The following is a 23,750-nucleotide window of genomic DNA, read 5'->3' as shown; positions in this document are numbered from 1 at the left end:
CTTTGGGACAAATCTCACCAGGATTTTTCGTAATCGCGATCGCGATAGCGCGCAAGTTTGCTGTGAATTTTGGTTGTGTAAACATTTTAGTACATATTTTGTCGAGTTAAGTGGCAATTAATTTGCCGGTGTAAATTAAAATTTACGGAATATGGATTGAATTCTTTACTTTGTGTGGTATCGTTACGCCATGCCCGCTGAGGCACCCTTTATCGCAAACGAGCTACACAGGATCGCAATCATGCAAAAAGACGCGCTGAATAACGTACATATTACCGACGAACAGGTGTTAATGACCCCGGAGCAACTGAAGGCGGAATTCCCGCTAAGCGTTGAACAGGAAGCGCAGATTGCGCATGCCCGTGAGACTATCTCCGATATTATCGCCGGCCGCGATCCGCGCCTGCTGGTGGTTTGCGGCCCTTGCTCGATCCACGATCCGGAAGCCGCGATTGAATATGCTCGTCGATTTAAAGCTCTTGCCGCAGAGGTCAGCGATAGCCTCTACCTGGTGATGCGCGTCTACTTTGAAAAACCCCGTACCACTGTCGGCTGGAAGGGGCTGATTAACGATCCGCACATGGATGGTTCGTTTGATGTTGAAGGCGGCCTGAAGATTGCGCGTCGTCTGCTGGTCGAGCTCGTCAATATGGGACTGCCGCTGGCGACGGAAGCGCTGGATCCGAACAGCCCGCAATACCTTGGCGATCTGTTCAGCTGGTCTGCTATCGGCGCACGTACCACGGAATCACAAACGCACCGCGAAATGGCCTCTGGCCTGTCGATGCCGGTCGGCTTTAAAAACGGTACCGACGGTAGTCTGGCGACGGCCATCAACGCCATGCGCGCCGCGGCGATGCCGCATCGTTTCGTCGGCATCAACCAGGCCGGGCAGGTCTGCCTGCTGCAAACGCAGGGTAATCCGAACGGCCATGTGATCCTGCGCGGCGGTAAGGCGCCGAACTACGGTCCGGAAGATGTGGCGAAATGCGAAAAAGAGATGGCGCAGGCGGGACTGAAACCGTCGCTGATGGTAGATTGCAGTCATGGGAACTCCAATAAAGATTTCCGCCGCCAGCCAGCCGTGGCTGAATCCGTTGTCGCACAGATCAAAGATGGCAACCGCTCCATTATCGGCCTGATGATCGAGAGTAATATCCACGAAGGCAATCAGTCCTCTGAACAGCCGCGTGAGACGATGAAATACGGCGTTTCGGTGACGGATGCCTGCATCAGCTGGGAAACCACCGATGCGCTGCTGCGTGAACTGGATAAGGATCTCCGCGGCCATCTGGCGGCCCGTTTGGTGTAAGAGGAAAGTATGGTTGCTGAACTGACCGCGTTACGCGATCAAATTGATGAAGTGGATAAAGCGTTGCTTAGCCTGCTGGCTAAGCGTCTGGAACTGGTGGCCGAAGTCGGCGAGGTGAAGAGCCAGTATGGTCTGCCGATTTACGTCCCGGAGCGCGAGGCGGCGATGCTCGCCTCCCGGCGTGAAGAGGCGGCTGCGCTCGGCGTACCGCCGGATCTGATCGAGGATGTTCTGCGTCGCGTGATGCGGGAATCCTATTCCAGCGAAAACGACAAAGGCTTCAAAACCCTGCACCCGAATCTGCGGCCGGTGGTCATCGTCGGCGGCGGCGGGCAGATGGGGCGTCTGTTTGAGAAGATGTTAACGCTGTCCGGCTACCAGGTGCGTATTCTGGAAAAAGACGATTGGGCCCGGGCGGCGGATATCGTCGCCGATGCCGGCATGGTCATCGTCAGCGTACCGATTCACACCACCGTGGAGACGATCGGCAGGCTGCCGCCGCTGCCGGCGGATTGCATTCTGGTTGACCTTGCCTCGGTGAAAGCGGAGCCGCTGCAGGCGATGCTGGCAGCGCATCAGGGCCCGGTTCTTGGCCTGCACCCGATGTTCGGTCCGGACAGCGGCAGCCTGGCGAAGCAGGTGGTGGTCTATTGTGATGGCCGCCAGCCGGAGGCCTATCAGTGGTTCCTCGAACAAATTCAGGTTTGGGGCGCGCGGCTGCACCGCATCAGCGCCGTTGAGCACGATCAGAACATGGCGTTTATTCAGGCGCTGCGCCACTTTGCCACCTTCGCCTATGGTCTGCACCTGGCAGAAGAGAATGTGCGTCTTGAGCAACTGCTGGCGCTTTCGTCACCTATTTACCGGCTGGAGCTGGCGATGGTGGGGCGCCTGTTTGCCCAGGATCCGCAGCTGTACGCCGACATTATTATGTCATCGGAAAATAACCTGGCGCTGATTAAGCGCTATTACCAGCGTTTCGGCGAAGCGATTGGCCTGCTGGAGCAGGGCGATAAGCAGGCGTTTATCGACAGCTTCCGTAAAGTCGAACATTGGTTTGGCGATTACGCTCAGCGTTTCCAGAGCGAGAGCCGCACGCTACTGCGTCAGGCGAACGATAATCGGCAGTAAAGCGAAAAAGATGTATACAATAAAGCCAGCGACCGCTGGCTTTTTTTATAGGGATGACAACGATGGCTGAACCACAACCGCTGTTTGACTACACCGGATACCTGCCGGAATGCCCGACCTGGAGCGAGGCTGAACAGGCCCTCTACTGGGCCGATATCATGGAGTGTGAAATCCACCGCTACGATACCCGCAGCGGCGAACACCAGGTGCTGCAGTTTCCGGAGGAGGTCGGCTGTTTCTCCCTGCGTGAGAAGGGCGGATTTATCGTTGCATTACGCAGTGGCATCTGGCTGACCGACGCCCACGGCCTGCTGCGGCGGAAAGTCTGTGATAATCCGAGCAATCCGGAGCTGGCGCGGTTTAACGATGGTGGGACCGATCGCGAGGGGCGTTTTTATGCCGGCACCTTCTGGGGGCCGGGGGATTACAACGGCGCGCTGCTGATGCGAGTCGATAATGACCTGAAGCCGAAAGTGATCCAGTGTGATATCCATGGCGCCAACGGTCTGGCGTTTAGCGCCGACCAGCGCTGGATGTATACCTCTGATACGCCGAACGCCGTGATCTACCGTACGCCGCTGGATGAACAGGGTGAGCCTGGACGACGCGAGGTGTTTCGCCGTTTCCAGCCGGGCGAAGGCATCCCTGACGGGGCGGCGATCGATGTGGAGGGCTGTTACTGGAGCGCGATGTTTGACGGCTGGCGGATTGCTCGTTTCTCGCCGCAGGGCGAGGAGCTGGAGACTTACCCGATGCCGGTTCGTTGTCCGACAATGGTCTGCTTCGGTGGGGCGGATATGAAAACGCTCTATATCACCACAACCCGGGAAAACATGGAGGACGATGAGCTGGCGAAGTACCCGCTGTCAGGCGCCATCTTCACCCTGCCGGTTGCGGTGGCAGGGATGAAGAAATTACCGTTCCGCGAACGTTAAACCGGATCCACTGGCACCACGTTTTCGCTGGGGTAGCAACCGAGGACCTTCATGGAGCGGGTGATTTCCGCCAGCTCCTTTAATGCCTTGCGCATGGGCAGCGAGTCCAGGTTGGCCTGAATATCGAGATAAAACATCTCTTCCCAGGGATTGCCGTGGATCGGGCGAGATTCCAGTTTGGTCATGATCAGATTGTGGTTGCGCAGCACCAGCAGGGCTTCCACCAGGGCGCCCGCCTGCTGACCGGTCGCCATTAACAGCGTGGTCTTGGCCGGAACCTGATCGGAGACGTTCACCGCTTTGCGCGCCAGGACGAGGAAGCGCGTGATGTTCTGCGTCTGGTTGGCCTGGCAGTGCTCCAGCACCTGCAGGCTATACAGGGCGCCACCCGCTTCGCTGCCCAGTGCCGCAACGGCCGGGGAGTTCGCCTGCGCCACTTTTTCCATTGCCGCCGAGGTGCTCTCGGTATATTCAATCTTCCAGTGCGGGTAGCGGCTCAGATACTGGCTGCACTGCTGGAACGGCTGCGGATGGCTGTAGACGGTCTGAATTTTATCGGCATCCGTCGAGGTGCTAACCAGCACGCAATGATCGATAGGGATCGTCAGCTCGCCAACGATCGACAGGCTGGTGTGCTGCAGCAGATCGTAGACGTCGTTGATCCCGCCAGAGCTGGTGTTTTCAATCGGCACCACGGCGTAATCGGCCTGGCCGGTCTCTACCTGATTAAAAATATCGGCGAACTTCGCGCAGCCGCTCTCAATAAACTGCTCAAAATGGCGAGCGGCGTACTGACGCGCCGCCAGATGCGAATAAGAGCCTTTAGGGCCAAGGAAGGCCACGCGGGCCGAATGCGGATTAATTTTATTCAGATGCTGCTGCAGCAGGGTTTGTTGGGTCAGGACGGAGTCTTCGATGATCAGCTGGAACAGGCGGGTGATGTAGTGCGCATCCAGATTATGGCGCTTGCCGATGGTCATCAGACGCTCCAGCAGATCGCGTTCGCGGTCAATATCACGCACTGGACGGTGGGAGGCCAGTTTGGCTTTACCAACCTCAACAGCCAGCCCGCGGCGCTCCGCCAGCAGAGCAAGCAGTTTCTCGTCCAGTGCGCTTATCTTATCGCGCAGCGCCAGTAATGGGTTTTCCTCGGTCATAGATGTTGCCTTTGTTGTTATCAAATAAAAAAGGCCTCCCGGGTGGGAGGCCTTATTGTTCGTCTTCGCATTCTTTCTTATACGACGAATTGCCTCCCGGTCAGGGGAAGGTAAAAAAGAATGCGAAGAAGAACGGGACACGTTTCATGGTAAATTCCTTGAGGTAGTGGGGATTACAGTACCTGTACTGTTTTCACTCTGTCAATAAAAAACGCGCCCGAAGGCGCGTGGCATGACACAACTTAAGTTAAGGATTACTCTTCTTCTTCCACAAAGCCTGCCTCTTTCACCGATGTTGCGGCGCGGCGGGCTTCCCCTTTGTGTTGCACTTTATTCAGCTGCCGTTCCAGCTTGTTGATCAATTCGTTAATGGCGGCGTACATATCTTCATGACGCGCACTGGCAACCAGATGACCGTTTGGCGTATTGATGGTTGCATCAGCGATAAAACCCTGCGGCTCCTTAGACAGAATGATGTGCGGGTTGATTAAATGAGTTTGCCACTTATCCAGTTTGGCGAGACGGTCTGCGACATGCTGGCGGATTGCCGGAGTAATTTCCATTTGTTTACTGGTAATGTTCATTGTCATAAATTTTACCTCTTGTCTTTCCCGTCTTGGTGAATCCAGCATACCTTTCCCAATGTCAAAAAGCGTGATCTAAATCACATTTTATTGTCACTTTTTGTCAACGAATTCATTTTGTGAGACAGGGCAGGAAGAAGTGAGATTTTACTTGTCGAACCCGGTAAAGCAGGCCATATTTGATGAGTTAACCCGGCGCTAAACCGCTTCAGCTTGACGGGATAAAGTATAAAAAAACGGCAGCCACTGGCTGCCGTTTGCGATCCATGAATCAGACTCAGGTGTTCTTGCTGTTCGCGGCGATTATCTTCGCGACTTTGTCCGCCTGGGCGTTCATTTGCATCTGACGATAGGCGTTTTCCATCTTCGGCAGGGCATCGCGGGTGGCCTGGGTATCCGGATAGTTACGCATCATACCTTCCACGCGGTTCACGACGGCAACCCATGCGCCACGGTCGGTGTAGTAATCCACGACCGACAGCTCATATTTGGCCAGGCGATCTTTCAGGAACACCATACGTTTATAGGCGTCAGTGGCGTACTGGCTGTTCGGGTAACCACGCACCAGTTTGGAGAAGTCATTGAAGGCATCGCGCGCGTGCTGTGGATCGCGGTCAGAGCGATCGACACCAAAGAAGCCCTGCAGGGCGCTGTCATCCAGGGCCATGTTGGTCAGGCCGCGCATATAGATGACGTAATCGATATTCGGGTGGGTGGGGTTCAAACGCATGAAGCGATCGATGGCCGCCTGAGCCAGCGGCAGATCGGCGTTTTTGTAATACGCGTAAATCAGATCCAGCTGTACCTGTTGGGAATAAGGGCCGAATGGATAACGGTTATCCAACGCTTCCAGTTGCGTTATCGCCTGTTTCCAGTTACCGTCCTGCAGTTTTTGCTGGGCGGTCGCGTAGATTTCATTCGGCGGATTATCAGGCACCTCTTCCTTAGAGCCGGAGCAACCCACCAAAGCCAGGCTCAGTGTGGCGGCTGCCACCAGGTATTTCATGCGCGTCATGACGTTTTGACTTCCTCAAAATGTTTATGCGGGAGAATCTCTGTTCCTGCTCCCGATTAAGACCAGCTACAATAGCACACTATATTAAACGGCAAAGCCGTAAAACCCAACGTTAAACGAAGAAGCTGTATATGGCACAACGAGTACAACTCACCGCAACGGTGACCGAAAATCAACTCGGTCAACGCTTAGATCAGGCTTTGGCCGAATTGTTCCCTGATTATTCGCGATCGCGGATAAAAGAATGGATCCTGGACCAACGCGTATTAGTCAATGGCAGCATTGGCGATAAGCCGAAAGAAAAAGTGCTGGGGGGAGAGCACATCGCTATCGATGTCGAAATCGAAGAAGAGGCGCGCTTCCAGCCGCAGGATATTCCGCTCAATATCGTTTACGAAGATGATGACATCCTCGTGATTAACAAACCGCGCGATCTGGTTGTGCATCCTGGCGCGGGCAACCCTGACGGTACTGTGCTGAATGCGCTGCTGCACTACTATCCGCCGATTGCCGATGTGCCGCGCGCGGGGATCGTGCACCGTCTGGATAAAGACACCACCGGTCTGATGGTGGTGGCGAAAACCATTCCGGCACAAACCCGGCTGGTGGAGTCGCTGCAGCTGCGCGAGATCACTCGCGAGTATGAAGCGGTGGCCATCGGCCACATGACTTCCGGTGGCACAGTGGAAGAGCCGATCAGTCGTCATCCGACAAAACGTACCCATATGGCGGTGCATCCGATGGGCAAACCGGCGGTGACCCACTACCGGATTATGGAACATTTCCGCATCCATACGCGCCTGCGCCTGCGCCTGGAAACCGGTCGTACGCATCAGATCCGTGTGCATATGTCGCATATCACCCATCCGCTGGTGGGTGACCAGGTGTATGGCGGCCGGCCGCGTCCGCCGAAGGGCGCGTCGGAGGAGTTCATCACCGAGCTGCGTAAATTCGACCGTCAGGCGCTGCACGCCACCATGTTGCGTCTGTATCACCCGATCACCGGCATTGAAATGGAGTGGCACGCGCCCATCCCACAGGATATGGTCGAGCTCATCGAGGCGATGCGTGCCGATTTTGAAGCCCATAAGGACGATATTGACTGGTTATGACTAAACTGATTGTACCGCAGTGGCCGATGCCCCGCAGCGTGGCGGCCTGTAGTTCGACCCGCATTGGCGGCGTGAGTCTGCCGCCCTATGACTCGCTCAACCTGGGCGCCCATTGCGGAGACAATCTGCAGCATGTTGAAGAAAACCGGCGGCGGATGTTTGCTGCCGGTGGCTTGCCGTCTTACCCGGTTTGGCTGGAGCAGGTTCATGGCACCGATGTTCTGACGCTGGACGGCGGACCCTATCCATCGAAACGCGCAGATGCTTCTTATAGTCGTACGCCAGGCACCGTCTGTGCGGTGATGACCGCCGACTGCCTGCCGGTCCTGTTCTGTAACCGCGACGGCACCGAAGTCGCCGCGGCGCATGCTGGATGGCGCGGCTTATGCGAAGGGGTTCTGGAAGAGACGGTTGCCCGTTTCGCCGATAAAGCCGAAAACATGATGGCGTGGCTGGGCCCGGCCATTGGTCCGCAGGCATTTGAGGTGGGGCCGGAAGTCCGGGATGCCTTTATGGCGAAAGACGAGAACGCGCACCGGGCTTTTCGTCCGGCAGGCGAGAAATATTTTGCTGATATCTATCAACTGGCTCGGCAGCGTCTGGCAAACGTCGGCGTTGAGCAGATTTTCGGCGGCGATCGCTGCACGCTAAGCGAAAAGGATGATTTTTTCTCTTACCGGCGCGACAAGACCACCGGTCGTATGGCAAGTTTCATTTGGCTGATATAACCTAGAGAATCAAGACGATCCAGAAGGCAAACTTATTTTTCGCATAGTTCAGGTCTTTAACCTTGAATAATTGAGGGATGACCTCATTTAATCTCCAGTAGCAAATTTGACCTGTTTATGGGAGGAGTTATGCGTCTGGATCGTCTTACCAATAAATTCCAGCTTGCTCTTGCCGATGCCCAGTCACTCGCACTCGGGCACGACAACCAATTCATCGAACCTCTTCATTTAATGAGCGCCTTACTGAATCAGGAAGGGGGATCGGTACGTCCTTTATTAACCTCGGCGGGCGTCAATGCCGGGAAACTACGCACTGACATCGAGCAGGCCTTGAGCCGTTTACCGCAGGTGGAAGGCACCGGCGGCGATGTACAACCTTCTCAGGATTTAGTGCGGATCCTGAACCTTTGCGACAAGCTGGCGCAAAAGAAAAAGGACAACTTTATTTCGTCGGAACTGTTCGTTCTGGCGGCGCTTGAATCGCGCGGTACGCTGACCGACCTTTTAAAATCTGCCGGAGCAACAACCGCCAACGTGACTCAGGCGATTGAACAAATGCGCGGAGGTGAAAGCGTGAACGATCAGGGTGCCGAAGACCAACGTCAGGCATTGAAGAAATTTACCGTCGATCTGACCGAGCGAGCCGAGCAGGGCAAGCTGGATCCGGTGATCGGCCGTGATGAAGAGATTCGCCGTACCATCCAGGTACTGCAGCGTCGTACCAAAAACAACCCGGTACTGATTGGTGAACCCGGGGTGGGTAAAACGGCAATCGTCGAAGGACTGGCGCAGCGTATCGTCAACGGCGAAGTACCAGAAGGGTTGAAAGGCCGTCGGGTATTGGCGCTGGATATGGGGGCGCTGGTGGCCGGGGCGAAATACCGCGGTGAGTTTGAAGAGCGTCTGAAAGGCGTGCTGACTGACCTGTCAAAACAGGAAGGCAACGTCATTCTGTTTATCGACGAACTGCATACCATGGTGGGCGCTGGTAAAGCCGACGGCGCGATGGATGCGGGTAACATGCTGAAGCCGGCGCTGGCGCGTGGTGAACTGCACTGCGTCGGGGCGACAACGCTTGATGAATACCGTCAGTACATCGAAAAAGACGCCGCGCTGGAACGTCGCTTCCAGAAAGTGTTCGTCGCCGAGCCGACGGTAGAAGATACCATCGCTATTCTGCGTGGCCTGAAAGAACGTTACGAGCTGCACCACCACGTGCAGATCACTGACCCGGCGATTGTCGCGGCGGCGACCTTGTCGCATCGCTATATTGCCGACCGTCAGCTGCCGGATAAAGCCATCGACCTTATCGATGAGGCGGCGTCCAGCATTCGTATGCAGATCGACTCCAAGCCGGAAGAGCTGGACCGTCTCGATAGACGTATTATCCAGCTGAAACTGGAACAGCAGGCGCTGAAGAAAGAGTCTGATGAAGCGAGCCTGAAACGTCTCGATATGCTCAACGAGGAGCTGGCGGATAAAGAGCGTCAGTACTCGGTACTGGAAGAAGAGTGGAAAGCGGAAAAAGCCTCTCTCTCCGGCACCCAGACTATTAAAGCCGAGCTGGAACAGGCGAAAATCGCTATCGAACAGGCGCGTCGCGTCGGCGATCTGGCGCGGATGTCCGAGCTGCAGTACGGCAAAATTCCGGAACTGGAGAAACAGCTGGCGGCTGCCACTCAGTCCGAAGGGAAAACCATGCGTCTGCTGCGTAATAAAGTGACGGATGCTGAGATCGCCGAAGTGCTGGCCCGCTGGACCGGTATCCCTGTCTCCCGGATGATGGAAAGCGAGCGCGACAAACTGCTGCGTATGGAGCAGGAGCTGCATCATCGGGTGATTGGCCAGGATGAGGCGGTTGAAGCGGTATCGAACGCCATTCGCCGTAGCCGCGCTGGGCTATCCGATCCGAACCGGCCGATTGGTTCGTTCCTGTTCCTCGGTCCAACCGGGGTCGGTAAAACCGAGCTGTGTAAAACGCTGGCTAACTTTATGTTCGACAGCGACGACGCGATGGTGCGTATCGATATGTCCGAGTTTATGGAGAAACACTCCGTCTCGCGTCTGGTCGGTGCGCCTCCGGGATACGTCGGCTATGAAGAGGGTGGTTACCTGACCGAGGCGGTGCGTCGTCGTCCTTATTCCGTCATTCTGCTGGATGAAGTGGAAAAAGCGCACCCGGATGTGTTCAACATTCTGCTGCAGGTACTCGACGACGGGCGTCTGACCGACGGGCAGGGGAGAACGGTCGACTTCCGTAATACGGTGGTCATCATGACCTCGAACCTCGGTTCCGATCTGATTCAGGAACGGTTTGGCGAACTGGACTACGGTCATATGAAGGATCTGGTACTGGGAGTGGTAAGCCAGAACTTCCGTCCGGAGTTTATTAACCGTATCGACGAAGTGGTGGTCTTCCATCCTCTGGGTGAGAAACACATTGCTTCTATTGCCCAGATCCAGCTGCAGCGTTTGTATAAACGCCTGGAAGAGCGTGGGTATGAAGTGCGGATGTCCGATGAGGCGCTGAAGTTGCTGAGCGCCAACGGTTACGATCCGGTATACGGCGCGCGGCCACTGAAACGCGCTATTCAGCAGCAGATTGAGAACCCGTTAGCCCAGCAGATCCTTTCCGGTGAGCTGGTTCCGGGGAAAGCTGTCGAGCTGGTGGTGAAAGACGACCGTATTGTGGCAGTGCAGTAAATCACAAAACGACAAAAACGGGCCCAACGGGCTCGTTTTTGTTTAAAAACCAGGCAAGAATTAAAGCTCAACACCTGGTTTGGTTGAAAAGTGAGCGGTTGAATTCTTTTTTTGAATTTATCCTTGTCACTTCAGAATTACTCCCTATAATGCGCCTCCACTGACACGGAACAACGGCAAACAAGCCGCCGGGTCAGGAGGATTTCGGCGATGAAGTTCAACGCTGAAAACCGACAGAGAAAAGCAAAATAAGCGCTTGACTCTGAATGAGGAAAACGTATTATACGGGACCTCGCGACAGAGCGCTAAAGCGCGTCGCAACTGCTCTTTAACAATTTATCAGACAATCTGTGTGGGCACTCAAAGTGACATGGATTCTTAATGTCTTCGGACAAAAAATGAATACCAAGTCTCTGAGTGAACATACGTAATTCATTACGAAGTTTAATTCACGAGCATCAAACTTAAATTGAAGAGTTTGATCATGGCTCAGATTGAACGCTGGCGGCAGGCCTAACACATGCAAGTCGAGCGGTAGCACAGAGAGCTTGCTCTCGGGTGACGAGCGGCGGACGGGTGAGTAATGTCTGGGAAACTGCCTGATGGAGGGGGATAACTACTGGAAACGGTAGCTAATACCGCATAACGTCGCAAGACCAAAGTGGGGGACCTTCGGGCCTCATGCCATCAGATGTGCCCAGATGGGATTAGCTGGTAGGTGGGGTAACGGCTCACCTAGGCGACGATCCCTAGCTGGTCTGAGAGGATGACCAGCCACACTGGAACTGAGACACGGTCCAGACTCCTACGGGAGGCAGCAGTGGGGAATATTGCACAATGGGCGCAAGCCTGATGCAGCCATGCCGCGTGTGTGAAGAAGGCCTTCGGGTTGTAAAGCACTTTCAGCGGGGAGGAAGGCGGTGAGGTTAATAACCTCACCGATTGACGTTACCCGCAGAAGAAGCACCGGCTAACTCCGTGCCAGCAGCCGCGGTAATACGGAGGGTGCAAGCGTTAATCGGAATTACTGGGCGTAAAGCGCACGCAGGCGGTCTGTCAAGTCGGATGTGAAATCCCCGGGCTCAACCTGGGAACTGCATTCGAAACTGGCAGGCTAGAGTCTTGTAGAGGGGGGTAGAATTCCAGGTGTAGCGGTGAAATGCGTAGAGATCTGGAGGAATACCGGTGGCGAAGGCGGCCCCCTGGACAAAGACTGACGCTCAGGTGCGAAAGCGTGGGGAGCAAACAGGATTAGATACCCTGGTAGTCCACGCTGTAAACGATGTCGATTTGGAGGTTGTGCCCTTGAGGCGTGGCTTCCGGAGCTAACGCGTTAAATCGACCGCCTGGGGAGTACGGCCGCAAGGTTAAAACTCAAATGAATTGACGGGGGCCCGCACAAGCGGTGGAGCATGTGGTTTAATTCGATGCAACGCGAAGAACCTTACCTGGTCTTGACATCCACAGAACTTTCCAGAGATGGATTGGTGCCTTCGGGAACTGTGAGACAGGTGCTGCATGGCTGTCGTCAGCTCGTGTTGTGAAATGTTGGGTTAAGTCCCGCAACGAGCGCAACCCTTATCCTTTGTTGCCAGCGGTCCGGCCGGGAACTCAAAGGAGACTGCCAGTGATAAACTGGAGGAAGGTGGGGATGACGTCAAGTCATCATGGCCCTTACGACCAGGGCTACACACGTGCTACAATGGCATATACAAAGAGAAGCGACCTCGCGAGAGCAAGCGGACCTCATAAAGTATGTCGTAGTCCGGATTGGAGTCTGCAACTCGACTCCATGAAGTCGGAATCGCTAGTAATCGTAGATCAGAATGCTACGGTGAATACGTTCCCGGGCCTTGTACACACCGCCCGTCACACCATGGGAGTGGGTTGCAAAAGAAGTAGGTAGCTTAACCTTCGGGAGGGCGCTTACCACTTTGTGATTCATGACTGGGGTGAAGTCGTAACAAGGTAACCGTAGGGGAACCTGCGGTTGGATCACCTCCTTACCTTAAAGAACCTGCCTTTGTAGTGCTCACACAGATTGTCTGATGAAAGTAAAGAAGCAAGGCGTCTTGCGATTGAGACTTCAGTGTCCCCTTCGTCTAGAGGCCCAGGACACCGCCCTTTCACGGCGGTAACAGGGGTTCGAATCCCCTAGGGGACGCCACTTGCTGGTTCGTGAGTGAAAGACGCGTGCCGATGTATCTCAAAACTCATCTTCGGGTGATGTTTGAGATATTTGCTCTTTAAAAATCTGGATCAAGCTGAAAATTGAAACGACACACTGTTTAAGTGTGTTCGAGTCTCTCAAATTTTCGCAATCTGAAGACATCTTCGGGTTGTGAGGTTAAGCGACTAAGCGTACACGGTGGATGCCCTGGCAGTCAGAGGCGATGAAGGACGTGCTAATCTGCGAAAAGCGTCGGTAAGGTGATATGAACCGTTATAACCGGCGATGTCCGAATGGGGAAACCCAGTGCAATTCGTTGCACTATCGTTAACTGAATACATAGGTTAACGAGGCGAACCGGGGGAACTGAAACATCTAAGTACCCCGAGGAAAAGAAATCAACCGAGATTCCCCCAGTAGCGGCGAGCGAACGGGGAGCAGCCCAGAGTCTGAATCAGCTTGTGTGTTAGTGGAACGGTCTGGAAAGTCCGACGGTACAGGGTGATAGTCCCGTACACCAAAATGCACAGGTTGTGAACTCGAAGAGTAGGGCGGGACACGTGGTATCCTGTCTGAATATGGGGGGACCATCCTCCAAGGCTAAATACTCCTGACTGACCGATAGTGAACCAGTACCGTGAGGGAAAGGCGAAAAGAACCCCGGCGAGGGGAGTGAAAAAGAACCTGAAACCGTGTACGTACAAGCAGTGGGAGCACCTTCGGGTGTGACTGCGTACCTTTTGTATAATGGGTCAGCGACTTATATTCTGTAGCAAGGTTAACCGTATAGGGGAGCCGCAGGGAAACCGAGTCTTAACTGGGCGTTAAGTTGCAGGGTATAGACCCGAAACCCGGTGATCTAGCCATGGGCAGGTTGAAGGTTGGGTAACACTAACTGGAGGACCGAACCGACTAATGTTGAAAAATTAGCGGATGACTTGTGGCTGGGGGTGAAAGGCCAATCAAACCGGGAGATAGCTGGTTCTCCCCGAAAGCTATTTAGGTAGCGCCTCGTGAACTCATCTTCGGGGGTAGAGCACTGTTTCGGCTAGGGGGTCATCCCGACTTACCAACCCGATGCAAACTACGAATACCGAAGAATGTTATCACGGGAGACACACGGCGGGTGCTAACGTCCGTCGTGAAGAGGGAAACAACCCAGACCGCCAGCTAAGGTCCCAAAGTCATGGTTAAGTGGGAAACGATGTGGGAAGGCACAGACAGCCAGGATGTTGGCTTAGAAGCAGCCATCATTTAAAGAAAGCGTAATAGCTCACTGGTCGAGTCGGCCTGCGCGGAAGATGTAACGGGGCTAAACCATGCACCGAAGCTGCGGCAGCGACGCTTATGCGTTGTTGGGTAGGGGAGCGTTCTGTAAGCCTGCGAAGGTGGCCTGTGAGGGTTGCTGGAGGTATCAGAAGTGCGAATGCTGACATAAGTAACGATAAAGCGGGTGAAAAGCCCGCTCGCCGGAAGACCAAGGGTTCCTGTCCAACGTTAATCGGGGCAGGGTGAGTCGACCCCTAAGGCGAGGCCGAAAGGCGTAGTCGATGGGAAACAGGTTAATATTCCTGTACTTGGTGTTACTGCGAAGGGGGGACGGAGAAGGCTATGTTAGCCGGGCGACGGTTGTCCCGGTTTAAGCATGTAGGCGGAGGTTCCAGGTAAATCCGGTACCTTTTAACGCTGAGGTGTGATGACGAGGCACTACGGTGCTGAAGTAACAAATGCCCTGCTTCCAGGAAAAGCCTCTAAGCATCAGGTAACATTAAATCGTACCCCAAACCGACACAGGTGGTCAGGTAGAGAATACCAAGGCGCTTGAGAGAACTCGGGTGAAGGAACTAGGCAAAATGGTGCCGTAACTTCGGGAGAAGGCACGCTGGTGTGTAGGTGAAGTCCCTGCGGATGGAGCTGAGACCAGTCGAAGATACCAGCTGGCTGCAACTGTTTATTAAAAACACAGCACTGTGCAAACACGAAAGTGGACGTATACGGTGTGACGCCTGCCCGGTGCCGGAAGGTTAATTGATGGGGTTATCCGTAAGGAGAAGCTCTTGATCGAAGCCCCGGTAAACGGCGGCCGTAACTATAACGGTCCTAAGGTAGCGAAATTCCTTGTCGGGTAAGTTCCGACCTGCACGAATGGCGTAATGATGGCCAGGCTGTCTCCACCCGAGACTCAGTGAAATTGAACTCGCTGTGAAGATGCAGTGTACCCGCGGCAAGACGGAAAGACCCCGTGAACCTTTACTATAGCTTGACACTGAACATTGAGCCTTGATGTGTAGGATAGGTGGGAGGCTTTGAAGCGTGGACGCCAGTCTGCGTGGAGCCAACCTTGAAATACCACCCTTTAATGTTTGATGTTCTAACGTAGGCCCCTGACCGGGGTTGCGGACAGTGTCTGGTGGGTAGTTTGACTGGGGCGGTCTCCTCCCAAAGAGTAACGGAGGAGCACGAAGGTTAGCTAATCCTGGTCGGACATCAGGAGGTTAGTGCAATGGCATAAGCTAGCTTGACTGCGAGCGTGACGGCGCGAGCAGGTGCGAAAGCAGGTCATAGTGATCCGGTGGTTCTGAATGGAAGGGCCATCGCTCAACGGATAAAAGGTACTCCGGGGATAACAGGCTGATACCGCCCAAGAGTTCATATCGACGGCGGTGTTTGGCACCTCGATGTCGGCTCATCACATCCTGGGGCTGAAGTAGGTCCCAAGGGTATGGCTGTTCGCCATTTAAAGTGGTACGCGAGCTGGGTTTAGAACGTCGTGAGACAGTTCGGTCCCTATCTGCCGTGGGCGCTGGAGAATTGAGGGGGGCTGCTCCTAGTACGAGAGGACCGGAGTGGACGCATCACTGGTGTTCGGGTTGTCATGCCAATGGCACTGCCCGGTAGCTAAATGCGGAAGAGATAAGTGCTGAAAGCATCTAAGCACGAAACTTGCCCCGAGATGAGTTCTCCCTGAGACTTTAAGTCTCCTGAAGGAACGTTGAAGACGACGACGTTGATAGGCCGGGTGTGTAAGCGCAGCGATGCGTTGAGCTAACCGGTACTAATGAACCGTGAGGCTTAACCTTACAACGCCGAAGATGTTTTGGCGATTTGAGAGAATTTTCAGCTCTGATACAGATTAATCAATGCGTCCGTGAGACGTGTTGAAAAACAGAATTTGCCTGGCGGCGATAGCGCGGTGGTCCCACCTGACCCCATGCCGAACTCAGAAGTGAAACGCCGTAGCGCCGATGGTAGTGTGGGGTCTCCCCATGTGAGAGTAGGGAACTGCCAGGCATCAAACAAAGCAGAAAGCTCAGTCGAAAGACTGAGCTTTTTGTTTTTGCGTTTTAACAAGAACCCCGTCCCGAAAGGTGCGGGGTTTTTTGCTGTGTGGGTATGTCTCCCCGGTGGCGCTGCGCTTACCGGGGCTACGGATTCGCACCCGCCCTGCACGACCTGTAGCCCGGACAAGGTGCGCAGCACCGCCTCCGGGGAAAACCCTGCCATACCCGCCCCATTATCTTCATTCAAAGCAACATAAAACCCCGTCATGGTAATCCCTTCATCATAATCTACTTTTTCCTTGCCCCTGCGCTGGCGTTAATCGCGAAAACCACTCTTACGAAAAAAAATGTGAATACAGTCACATATAAAGATATAACAATTATATAACATTTAGTTCACTAACTAATTTGTCTACGTGACGTGGTACGCCCGACAAGACAGATTGCAGTCTTTGCTGGAGCAATATAACAATGACAGAAAGTAGCATTACCGAACGGGGCGCGCCGGATCAGGCCGATACCCGTCGTCGTATTTGGGCAATAGTTGGCGCTTCCTCGGGGAATCTGGTTGAGTGGTTTGATTTTTACGTTTATTCATTCTGCTCGCTCTATTTCGCCCATATCTTTTTTCCATCTGGCAATACCACCACCCAACTGCTGCAGACGGCAGGCGTATTTGCCGCCGGATTCCTGATGCGTCCCATCGGCGGATGGCTGTTTGGTCGAATCGCCGACCGCCGCGGACGTAAAGCCTCTATGCTTATCTCGGTGTGCATGATGTGCTTTGGCTCACTGGTGATTGCCTGTCTGCCGGGTTATGCGGTCATCGGCACCTGGGCCCCGGCGCTGCTGCTGCTGGCGCGTCTGTTCCAGGGGCTGTCTGTTGGCGGAGAATACGGCACCAGTGCGACCTATATGAGTGAAGTCGCGGTGGAAGGTAAGAAAGGCTTCTATGCCTCCTTCCAGTACGTTACGCTGATTGGCGGTCAACTGCTGGCGGTATTAGTGGTTGTCGCGCTCCAGCAGGTGCTCAGCGATGAAGATCTCCATGCCTGGGGATGGCGTATTCCTTTTGCTCTTGGGGCGGTACTGGCTATCGTCGCGCTGTGGCTGCGTCGCCAGCTGGACGAAACCTCAAAGCAGGAGACCCGGGCGCTGAAAGAGGCTGGATCATTTAAAGGGTTGTGGCGCAATCGCCGGGCCTTCGTGATGGTGTTGGGCTTTACCGCCGCCGGATCGCTGACCTTCTACACCTTTACTACCTATATGCAAAAGTATCTGGTCAACACGGCGGGCATGACGGCTAGCACCGCCAGCGTGATCATGACCGCGGCGCTATTCGTTTATATGCTGGTTCAGCCGCTGTTCGGCGCCTTTTCGGATAAAGTTGGCCGTCGCACCTCCATGCTGTGCTTTGGCGTGCTGGCGACGTTATTTACCGTGCCTATTCTCAGTGCTCTGCAGAAGGTGAGCTCACCGTATGCCGCCTTCGGACTGGTGATCTGCGCCTTGCTGATCGTCAGTTTCTATACCTCTATCAGCGGCATCCTGAAAGCAGAGATGTTCCCGGCTCAGGTCCGCGCGCTTGGGGTAGGGCTTTCCTATGCCGTCGCGAACGCGCTGTTCGGCGGCTCTGCGGAGTATGTCGCGCTGTCGCTTAAGTCGGCGGGGATAGAGCACGTGTTCTACTGGTATGTGACGGTGATGGCGGCCATCGCCTTCCTGGTTTCCCTGATGCTGCATCGCAAGGGAAAAGGCCTGCGCCTGTAACGCTTACTGGTGCGCCAGTTGCCACACAGCATAGCCGGTGGTCGCGCCGGCGACATCCCAGGCGAAATCTTTCCAGCTCCAGCCGCTCCCTGCCGGGCGGCTGTCCCAAAGCTCTTTTGACGCGCCAAGACTGATGGAAAACATCAGGCCAATGGCGGCGCTGCGGTCCCGGCTGTAACCCTGATGTTGCGCATACTCATTGCCGGCGGCAGACAGCATCGCCGAGGCCAGAAAATGCTGGGCTTTGTCCTGACCGGACCATGCATCATTTGCCATGTGGCTGCAGCCCGTTAACAGCAGCGATGTCATCACTATTATCGAACGCATAGCGCTTCCAGAAAAAAGCCCCGTCGACGCGGGGCTGATAGTCAGAGAATACGGCTGATCAACCGGTCAATGCGGATCCGTCGCAGGCGGCGGATCAGTTTTCGCACTTTCACCGGATAGTCGGCGATACTTTGCAGATCCCGATAATGTTTCACTACCGTGGTGTGGGTGCGGATGAGCTTCAGCTCTTTTTCCCGCATGGCCCCCAGCTGCCGCTTTGGATCGTGGATCAGAATGGCGTTTTCCAGATCGAGCCGCCAGGCGCGTGGGTTAAGGTTGTTGCCAGTGAGCAGCATCCACTCATCGTCAACCCACATGCCTTTCAGATGGTAGCTGTTATCGTCATCCTTCCACAGGCGAACGATCAGCTGATCGGTATTGACATAATATTGCAGTCGGCTGAGGAAACGCCGCAGGTTGATCTCATACAGATAGGGAAGCGCACCGATAATTTTAAACGGTTGATCTTCCGGAATGTAGAAATCGTTAGCGGTTTTATCGCCGACAATAATCTCCACCTGTTTACCGTCCCGCAGCAGCTGGATGATATTTCTCACCAGTACGGCAGGGAGGTTGAAGTAGGGGGTACAGATCGTCAGCTTGTGCTCGGCACAAGGCATCAGGTGAAAAATAGTTTTGTTCAGCAGGCTGGATTTCCCCAGTCCTACCAGCGGGGTGACGGAGAGTTCTTCGTCACCAGCGGTGCCGACAAAATGGTAGCTGCGGTCGCGGAGCTCCTGACGGTACTGGCGAATGTCGTTTTTGATTTCCGGGCTTTTTGGCCGATCCGGTCTGTCGAGACGATTAACGCCGCGCCCCTGAACCAGATTATTGTCGACCCAGTCGAACATGACGTCCGCCATTTTGCCGTTACGGATGCACTGATAGCGGTCATAACGGTACTTGTCGTGCTGATGCAGATAAACATCGTTCAGGCTGGCGCCGCTGTAGAGGACGCTGTCATCGATAATAAAGCCTTTGAAATGGAGAACGCCGAGCGCCTCCCGGGTATTAATCGGCACGCCGTAAACGGGGATATCCACACCTGGGTTTTCATCGGCCATCCGGCAATACCAGTCGGCATTGGTGTTGGAGGCGGCGGCGCCGATACGACCACGTTGAGCACGGTGCCAGTCTACCAGAACGCGGACATCCAGTTCCGGACGCTGGCGTTTGGCGTCGTAGAGAGCCTGCAAAATTCCTTTTCCGCCATCATCTTGCTCCAGGTAGAGCGCAATAATGCATATACGCTGAGTGGCGTGGGCAATCCGGGTCAGTAACGCTTCCCTGAAATCCGCAGGGGCGTAAAAGAACTCTACATCATCAACTGACTGAGAAAGCTTAGGGAGTTGGGCAAGGTGTTGTTGATGTTTATTACGCTTAAATTTTGACAACATCACAGTGCGTTTCTTCTCTGTTTATTGAAGGGTCTTCTGTACCATGCAGACGACGTAAGCGGGCAATAATACCATTACTACCCGCTAATGTGGTCAACAATTGCGGTCAGCGTGGCGCGATTATCCCTGATTCAGGGGCAGCGATAGACTGACAATCCCATCTTCCAGCTGAATATCAACGGTGAATCCCAGCTTTCTGGCCAGGCCGATCATGCCTCTGTTATTCGGCATCGTAATGCCATTAAGGCGTTGCAGGCCATGGCTTTGCGTATAGGCGATCAGCTTTTCCAGCAGCCTTCGCCCCAGGCCTAACCCTTTTAAATCTGAACGGACCAGAACGGCAAACTCGGCGTCAATATTGTCGGGATCGGAGATCGCCCGCGTCACGCCGAGAATTTCGCTTTTCTCTGCGGTGGTCCTGACGGCAACAAACGCCATTTCACGATCGTAGTCGATCTGCGTCATATTGGCTAAATCGTCGTGGGTAAATTCGTTGATCTCACTAAAATAGCGATAATAGAGATCTTCTTTGGTGACCTGAGCAATAAACGCGAGCAGCTGCGGCTCATCTTCCGGAAGGATCGGCCGAAACAGGCAGCGATCGCCATTTTTCATTACCACCCACTCCTCCTGCTGGTGCGGATAGGGACGAATCGCAAGGCGGCTTTCACTGTCGCCGTCAAAGGGGGCCAGGCCTAGCGTGACGTCCAGCGCCGTAAACTCGTTGCCGGAGGCGAGCAGGGGATGAATGTCCAGGCGCTGGATCTCCGGGCAGTCGACGATCAGATTCGATACCTGAACCAGCAGCTGGCTCAGGCCCGCGATATCCAGCGGGCGCAATGCGCTGCGACCGCGGATCTTTTTATTTTTGATCGCCTGGATCACCAGATAACGCGCCAGGTTCATATTCAACGGCGGCAGCGCCACCGCGGCCTGATCCTCGGCCCGCCACTCCACACCGCCTTCGCCCAGCATAATCAACGGGCCGAAGACGGGATCGTGTTCAACCACCACTCTTAGCTCCTGGGCGCCGGCGCGATTAGCCATACTCTGCACCAGCAGACCATGGATGCGCGCCTGGGGCCAGGCCAGTCTGACGCGATCGATCATCGCATCTGCCGCCTGCTGCACCTCGGCGGCGGTACGCAGATAGAGCATGACCCCCTGTACTTCCGATTTGTGCGGGATATCCGGAGAACGCAGCTTCAGCGCGACCGGATAGCCTATCTGCTCAGCGATATGCACTGCTTCTGCGCTGTCAGCGGCAATCCATGTCGGCAGAGTATGGATGCCATAGGCCCGGAGCACCGGGCTGACCTCATGGGTATCCAGCGTGGTGGCGCCGTCATCTATCGCTTGCTGCAGCAGAGCATGCGCTTCGCTGGTATTGGCGGTTAACGAATCCGGTAGCACCGGCGTCTCGCGCAGTTGTTTCTGGTTGCGACGGTATTCCACCATATGCATAAAAGCGGTGATCGTGCCCTCTGGCGTACGGTAGGTTGGGAGGCCGGCATCGCTGAATAAACGTCGCGCTTCCTGCGAGGAAAATTCGCCGCACCAGTTGGTCAGCACGGTGACATATTTACCGCGCGGATGATGCTTCAGAGCGTCAATCAGGGCCAGCGCACTCTCCGTGCCCGGCGCGGCCGCGCTGGGCGAGTGGATCACCAGCAGCGCGTCATAGTCCTGACTGTTGAGCAAAATATTCACGGCCTGCTGATAATGTTCGCTGCTGGCATCATCCCGCAGATCTAACGGGTTGGCGATCTCGACGCCAACCGGCAACGCCTGGCGCAGGGCGTCGCGGGTCTCCTCGCTGAGGACCGCCAGTTTGCCATTCCGCAGCCAGAGTTCATCCAGCGCCAGCGCCGCCGGAGCCGCGCCATTACTGACGATCATCAGCTTTTCACCGCGTAGCGGGCGCATATGGCTGAGCGTTTCCACGGCGGAGAACAGCTCATGGGTGTCCTGCACCCGCAGCAGGCCAGCACGCTGGATGGCTGCATCCCATGCCGGATCCATCCCGGAGTTGACGTGCAACAGCTTTTGCGCCGCGGGGCTACGGCCGCTTTTAATCACCAGGATAGGCTTGTTTCGCGAAGCGCTGCGCGCGGCGGAGACAAACCGACGCGCATCGCTTAGATGCTCGAGGTAAAGCAAAATGGCGCTGGTCTTGCTGTCGCGGGCCAGGAAGTCCAGCAGGTCATCGACATCAATGTCCAGGCTATCGCCCAGCGCGATGAAGTAGGAAAACCCCATCTCGCGCTGCTGCGCCCAGTCAAGGATGGTATTAGAGACGGCAGCCGACTGCGAGATAAAGGCCAGTTTACCGCGGTGGATCGCGACCGGCGAGAAGCTGGCGTTCAGGCCTTGCCACGGCGCCAGCAACCCCAGGCTGTTTGGGCCGAGCAGGCGCATCTGATAGCGGGCGGCGCATTCGAGCAGCGCCGGATACTGTTCCGGCTGCGAAGAGAGAATGATGCAGGTTTTACACCCTTTCTGCCCTAAGGCTTCGAGCAATTCGATATTACGCCGGGCGTTAGTACAGAGCACCGCCAGATCCGGCGTAAACGGCAGGCTCTCAATCGTGGGCCATGCCAGCACCCCGAGCACCGCCTTCCAGGCGGGGGTCACCGGCAGTACCGGGCCATTGAAACCGCCGGCTAACAGGTTGCGCATCATGAGATAGCCAGCGCGCTGCGGCTTCATTGATGCGCCAATAACGGCGATGGACTTTGGTCGCAGCAGTGCTTCCAGGCCTCGTTGGCTCATACCGGTCTCCTTTCATCCCAGTGACCGAATGATTTTAAACGTTTTCCACCTGGTCCGCTGTGATACTGCCCTTATGCTGGGTTTTTCCCGCCAGATAGCGGGTCCGGAAGCGGGTGAAGTGCTCGCCAAGCGCAGCGGCGGCCGGGGCATCGTCCGCCAGATCCAGCAGGGCGATGGCTACTTCCGCGGTACAGTATTGTCCGTCGGCGTGCGCCTCGCGCAGATGATAGGCAGAGATGCGTGACAGATCGACGGAGATTATCGGTAGCGCGTCAAGATAAGGGCTCTTGCGGAACATTTTGCGCGCTTCGGTCCAGGTGCCGTCGAGCATAATAAATAGCGGCGGCTTGCCGGACGGCGGCGCGCTCAGGATCTGGCGCTCCGGCCCGGCATAGGAGGCAGGGAAAACCACCATCGGTTGATAATCAGGATGCGCGACCAGATCGAGCAGCGCCTGCGGCGGCTCGGTTCTCGACCATTGAAAAGCCTCGGTATCAGGCAGAATATCGGCGATGAGCCGGCCGGTGTTGCTGGGCTTCATCGGTTCCGTATCAAACATCACCAGGCAGAAGCGGCTGGTGGCCTGCGCGGGCACTAACGTCGCGCACAGGCACTGCTTGAGCGGCAGCAGGCAGCGCTGACAGCGGCGGATGCGGTTGCCGCGAGCAAGGAAAGGCCGGGTAGCACGCGCGAGGCGTTCAGCGCGCAGGCGAAGGACTGCGTTTTCAATCATGGGAGTCGCTAGAGAAAAACGCTATTGTCGCAGAGGTGAAAACGGGGCACAAGCGGTGCCCCGGAAGGATTACTGTTGGCCGGCTTCGTTCAGCCAGCTATCAAATGGCGCTTTTGGCACCGCGCCATTGAGCATGTCGATCACTTCGCCATTTTTGAACATCATAATGGTCGGGATGCTGCGGATACGAAACCGGGCGCTAAGCTCACGTTCCGCTTCGGTGTTGACTTTGACAAAACGCATCTTCCCGCTACGTTCTTCCGCGACATCTTCAAAGATCGGCGCGAAGCTACGGCAGGGGCCGCACCATGGCGCCCAGAAATCGACAACGACCGGCAGATCGTCCTTTAAGAGTTTATCCAGCGTTGCCCCGGTCGCGTTGATGACGTCGCCGTCAAAAAGATCGTGACCGCAGCGTCCGCACTTTGCGCCATCCGCGCTACGATCGTCCGGGAGGCGGTTCAGAGCCTGACAACTGGCACAAACGGTATTCATAACTAACCTCTGGTTATGGGTTGCAACGTGGCACGTGGCCGATATGTTTCTGTGATGTTACATATTATCGATTAAGTGTTATTTAAGGACAATGCGTTTTGTTCGATGAGTGCAATAGAGGCCGGCTT

The 23,750-nt window shown here is 55.3% G+C and carries 16 protein-coding genes, 1 tRNA gene, 3 rRNA genes and 1 other annotated feature; of the genes, 11 read left to right on the top strand and 9 right to left on the bottom strand.

The genetic code is table 11. The features are described from left to right. The first annotated feature begins 241 nt into the window (after positions 1-241). The 3 genes from aroF (at position 242) to SPE70_RS20020 (ending at position 3,378) form a co-directional block, all read left to right on the top strand. Positions 242-1,312 carry a 3-deoxy-7-phosphoheptulonate synthase AroF gene (aroF, locus tag SPE70_RS20030; protein WP_022064802.1) on the top strand — a complete coding sequence of 357 codons (1,071 nt, stop codon included), beginning with the start codon at positions 242-244 and terminating at the stop codon, positions 1,310-1,312. A gap of 9 nt (positions 1,313-1,321) precedes the next feature. Further along, complete coding sequence (tyrA, locus tag SPE70_RS20025; protein WP_008806085.1) at positions 1,322-2,443, top strand: bifunctional chorismate mutase/prephenate dehydrogenase; 1,122 nt, start codon at positions 1,322-1,324, stop codon at positions 2,441-2,443. A gap of 62 nt (positions 2,444-2,505) precedes the next feature. Continuing rightward, a complete protein-coding gene (locus tag SPE70_RS20020) occupies positions 2,506-3,378 on the top strand; it encodes an SMP-30/gluconolactonase/LRE family protein (RefSeq protein ID WP_012540844.1) in 873 nt (290 codons plus the stop codon). Here SPE70_RS20020 and pheA read toward each other — a convergent pair. The 4 genes from pheA to bamD all read right to left on the bottom strand — a co-directional run bounded on the left by pheA (position 3,375) and on the right by bamD (position 6,134). Further along, positions 3,375-4,535: a bifunctional chorismate mutase/prephenate dehydratase gene (pheA, locus tag SPE70_RS20015; protein ID WP_012540845.1), complete on the bottom strand. Its 1,161-nt coding sequence runs from the start codon at positions 4,533-4,535 to the stop codon at positions 3,375-3,377. The genes SPE70_RS20020 and pheA overlap by 4 nt on opposite strands. 24 nt (positions 4,536-4,559) lie before the next feature. Continuing rightward, positions 4,560-4,684 (bottom strand) — a sequence feature (Phe leader region). After that, the gene (pheL, locus tag SPE70_RS20010) at positions 4,636-4,683 is read right to left on the bottom strand and encodes a pheA operon leader peptide PheL (RefSeq protein WP_100632159.1); all 48 of its coding nucleotides are present in this window, start codon (positions 4,681-4,683) and stop codon (positions 4,636-4,638) included. It overlaps the preceding feature by 48 nt. A gap of 105 nt (positions 4,685-4,789) precedes the next feature. After that, the gene (gene raiA, locus SPE70_RS20005; protein WP_002914111.1) at positions 4,790-5,125 is read right to left on the bottom strand and encodes a ribosome-associated translation inhibitor RaiA; all 336 of its coding nucleotides are present in this window, start codon (positions 5,123-5,125) and stop codon (positions 4,790-4,792) included. Between the two features lie 271 nt (positions 5,126-5,396). After that, a complete protein-coding gene (gene bamD, locus SPE70_RS20000; protein ID WP_004145664.1) occupies positions 5,397-6,134 on the bottom strand; it encodes an outer membrane protein assembly factor BamD in 738 nt (245 codons plus the stop codon). A 131-nt stretch (positions 6,135-6,265) separates the two neighbouring features. On the opposite strand from bamD, the gene rluD reads away from it, so the two are divergent. The 8 genes from rluD to SPE70_RS19960 all read left to right on the top strand — a co-directional run bounded on the left by rluD (position 6,266) and on the right by SPE70_RS19960 (position 17,898). Beyond that, the gene (rluD, locus tag SPE70_RS19995; protein ID WP_117133572.1) at positions 6,266-7,246 is read left to right on the top strand and encodes a 23S rRNA pseudouridine(1911/1915/1917) synthase RluD; all 981 of its coding nucleotides are present in this window, start codon (positions 6,266-6,268) and stop codon (positions 7,244-7,246) included. Next, entirely contained in the window at positions 7,243-7,974 is a 732-nt protein-coding gene (yfiH, locus tag SPE70_RS19990; RefSeq protein WP_008806081.1) for a purine nucleoside phosphorylase YfiH, read from the top strand. Before rluD ends, yfiH begins: the two co-directional genes overlap by 4 nt. Positions 7,975-8,103: 129 nt before the next feature. Next, entirely contained in the window at positions 8,104-10,677 is a 2,574-nt protein-coding gene (gene clpB, locus SPE70_RS19985) for an ATP-dependent chaperone ClpB (protein WP_008806080.1), read from the top strand. Positions 10,678-11,143: 466 nt separating this feature from the next. Continuing rightward, positions 11,144-12,683 (top strand): 16S ribosomal RNA (locus tag SPE70_RS19980). A gap of 85 nt (positions 12,684-12,768) precedes the next feature. After that, positions 12,769-12,844 (top strand) — tRNA-Glu (locus SPE70_RS19975). Positions 12,845-13,022: 178 nt separating this feature from the next. Beyond that, positions 13,023-15,927: ribosomal RNA gene (locus SPE70_RS19970) — 23S ribosomal RNA — on the top strand. 95 nt (positions 15,928-16,022) lie between these two features. After that, a 5S ribosomal RNA gene (gene rrf / locus SPE70_RS19965) occupies positions 16,023-16,138 on the top strand. Together the 16S, 23S and 5S rRNA genes with 1 tRNA gene alongside form the textbook arrangement of a ribosomal RNA operon. A 461-nt stretch (positions 16,139-16,599) precedes the next feature. Further along, positions 16,600-17,898: an MFS transporter gene (locus tag SPE70_RS19960; protein WP_064170352.1), complete on the top strand. Its 1,299-nt coding sequence runs from the start codon at positions 16,600-16,602 to the stop codon at positions 17,896-17,898. Between the two features lie 3 nt (positions 17,899-17,901). Here the strand turns inward: SPE70_RS19960 and SPE70_RS19955 are convergent, their stop codons facing one another. From SPE70_RS19955 to trxC, 5 genes are all read right to left on the bottom strand, one after another. Continuing rightward, entirely contained in the window at positions 17,902-18,225 is a 324-nt protein-coding gene (locus SPE70_RS19955) for a YfiM family lipoprotein (RefSeq protein ID WP_008803753.1), read from the bottom strand. A 41-nt stretch (positions 18,226-18,266) separates the two neighbouring features. Next, the gene (gene pssA / locus SPE70_RS19950) at positions 18,267-19,622 is read right to left on the bottom strand and encodes a CDP-diacylglycerol--serine O-phosphatidyltransferase (protein ID WP_008803754.1); all 1,356 of its coding nucleotides are present in this window, start codon (positions 19,620-19,622) and stop codon (positions 18,267-18,269) included. Positions 19,623-19,742: 120 nt separating this feature from the next. Next, positions 19,743-22,394 carry a bifunctional acetate--CoA ligase family protein/GNAT family N-acetyltransferase gene (locus SPE70_RS19945; RefSeq protein WP_012540847.1) on the bottom strand — a complete coding sequence of 884 codons (2,652 nt, stop codon included), beginning with the start codon at positions 22,392-22,394 and terminating at the stop codon, positions 19,743-19,745. Between the two features lie 34 nt (positions 22,395-22,428). Further along, positions 22,429-23,127 carry a tRNA-uridine aminocarboxypropyltransferase gene (tapT, locus tag SPE70_RS19940; protein ID WP_064170353.1) on the bottom strand — a complete coding sequence of 233 codons (699 nt, stop codon included), beginning with the start codon at positions 23,125-23,127 and terminating at the stop codon, positions 22,429-22,431. A gap of 69 nt (positions 23,128-23,196) precedes the next feature. Further along, complete coding sequence (gene trxC / locus SPE70_RS19935; protein ID WP_002914091.1) at positions 23,197-23,622, bottom strand: thioredoxin TrxC; 426 nt, start codon at positions 23,620-23,622, stop codon at positions 23,197-23,199. Positions 23,623-23,750: the final 128 nt, after the last annotated feature.

The organism is Klebsiella sp. ZJOU C1 (genome assembly GCF_035620215.1).
Classification (GTDB): domain Bacteria; phylum Pseudomonadota; class Gammaproteobacteria; order Enterobacterales; family Enterobacteriaceae; genus Klebsiella; species Klebsiella variicola.
The sequence above is the reverse complement of the archived record's forward strand: the minus strand, read 5'-3'. Positions and strand labels throughout refer to the sequence as shown.